A 1,529-nucleotide genomic window follows, 5' to 3' on the forward strand; every position below is an offset into this window, starting at 1 on the left:
CCGCGTACCGGGCGACCATCGGCCCCCCGGCGGCGACGTACACCGGGACCGGAGCATCCGGGCGGTCGTAGATCGCGGCATCCACCGTGGTGTAGTACTCCCCCTCGAAGGTGACGCTGTCCTTGGTCCACAGCTCACGCATGAGACGCACGGACTCGCGCAGGCGTCCGAAGCGCTCCTTGAACTCGGGCCACTGCCCGTCGGCGACCGACCCGACCGCCACCTCGTTGAGGGCCTCCCCCGTGCCCACCCCGAGCATGACGCGCCCGGGCGCCAGGCACGCCATCGTCGCGAAGGTCTGCGCCAGCACCGCCGGGTTGTAGCGGAAGGTCGGGGTGAGCACCGAGGTCCCCACCAGGACGCGCTCGGTGCGCGCGAGGACCCACGGCATCCATGCCAGGGAGTTCGGCGCGTGGCCGCCCTCGAGGCGCCACGGCTGGAAGTGGTCGGAGATCGTCACCGAGTCCAGACCGAGCTCCTCGGCGCGCACGGCATAGCCCGCCAGCTCGCGCGGGGCGAACTGCTCCGCCGACGCCTTGTACCCGACCCGCAGACCGCGTGGCTCGCTCATGGGGCCATCCTGCACCAGCCCCCCGACCCCACCGAAAGGTTCACCAGCGATAGCGTGGGTGACGCACCGACCCGAGCACGAGGAGCGCCCATGGCCACCGAACTCATCACCCTCGCCGGGCACGAGCAGGTCGTGTTCTGCACCGATCCCGACACCGGCCTGCGAGCGATCATCGCCCTGCACGACACCGCCCTCGGGCCGGCACTCGGCGGCACCCGCTTCCACCCCTACGCCTCGATGGACCAGGCTCTCGCCGACGTGCTGCGCCTGTCGCGGGCGATGACGAGCAAGAACGCGGTGGCGGGGCTGGACCACGGCGGCGGCAAGGCCGTCATCCTCGGCGACCCGAACCGGGACAAGACCCCCGAGCTGCTGCGCGCCTACGGGCGGTTCGTGGAGTCCCTCGGCGGCCGCTACGTCACGGCCTGTGACGTCGGCACCTACGTCGCCGACATGGACGTCGTCGGTGAGTCGACCCGATGGGCCACCGGTCGTTCCCCTGAGCGTGGCGGTGCCGGCGACTCCTCCGTGCTCACGGCGTACGGGGTGTTCCAGGGAATGCGGGCGGCCGCCCAGCACGTCTGGGGTGAGCCGACGCTCGCCGGGTGCCGGGTCGGCATCGCCGGAGTCGGCAAGGTCGGGCGGCGCCTCACCGAGCAGCTGCTCGACGACGGCGCCCAGGTCGTCGTCACCGACGTCAATGCCGATGCCGTCCGCGACCTCCTCGCGCGGCACCCGAGCGTTCGCGCCGTGGCCGACGTCGACGACCTGCTGCGCGAGGAGCTCGACGTGTTCAGCCCCAACGCCCTCGGCGGCGCGCTCGACGAGGTGACCGTCGACCTGCTGCGCGCACGGGTCGTCTGCGGAGGCGCCAACAACCAGCTGGTCAGCGAGGGCCACGGTGGCACGGCGGAGCGGCTGCGGGAGCGCGGCATCACCTACGCCCCCGACTTCCTCG

Annotated in this window: 2 protein-coding genes; one reads left to right on the forward strand and one right to left on the reverse strand. The window is 72.3% G+C overall.

The window, feature by feature from the left end:
• Positions 1–571 (reverse strand): LLM class flavin-dependent oxidoreductase (locus tag PLL68_RS15045; protein WP_324535486.1); only part of this gene is annotated, 571 nt, incomplete at its 3' end.
• A 90-nt stretch (positions 572–661) separates the two neighbouring features.
• Between PLL68_RS15045 and PLL68_RS15050 the strand changes: the two genes are divergently transcribed.
• Positions 662–1,529, forward strand: an 868-nt coding sequence (locus PLL68_RS15050; protein WP_324535488.1) for a Glu/Leu/Phe/Val family dehydrogenase, incomplete at its 3' end; no start/stop codon positions are given.

Origin of the sequence: Ornithinibacter sp. (assembly GCF_035443565.1) — a bacterium.
Taxonomy (GTDB): Bacteria; Actinomycetota; Actinomycetes; order Actinomycetales; family Dermatophilaceae; genus Fodinibacter.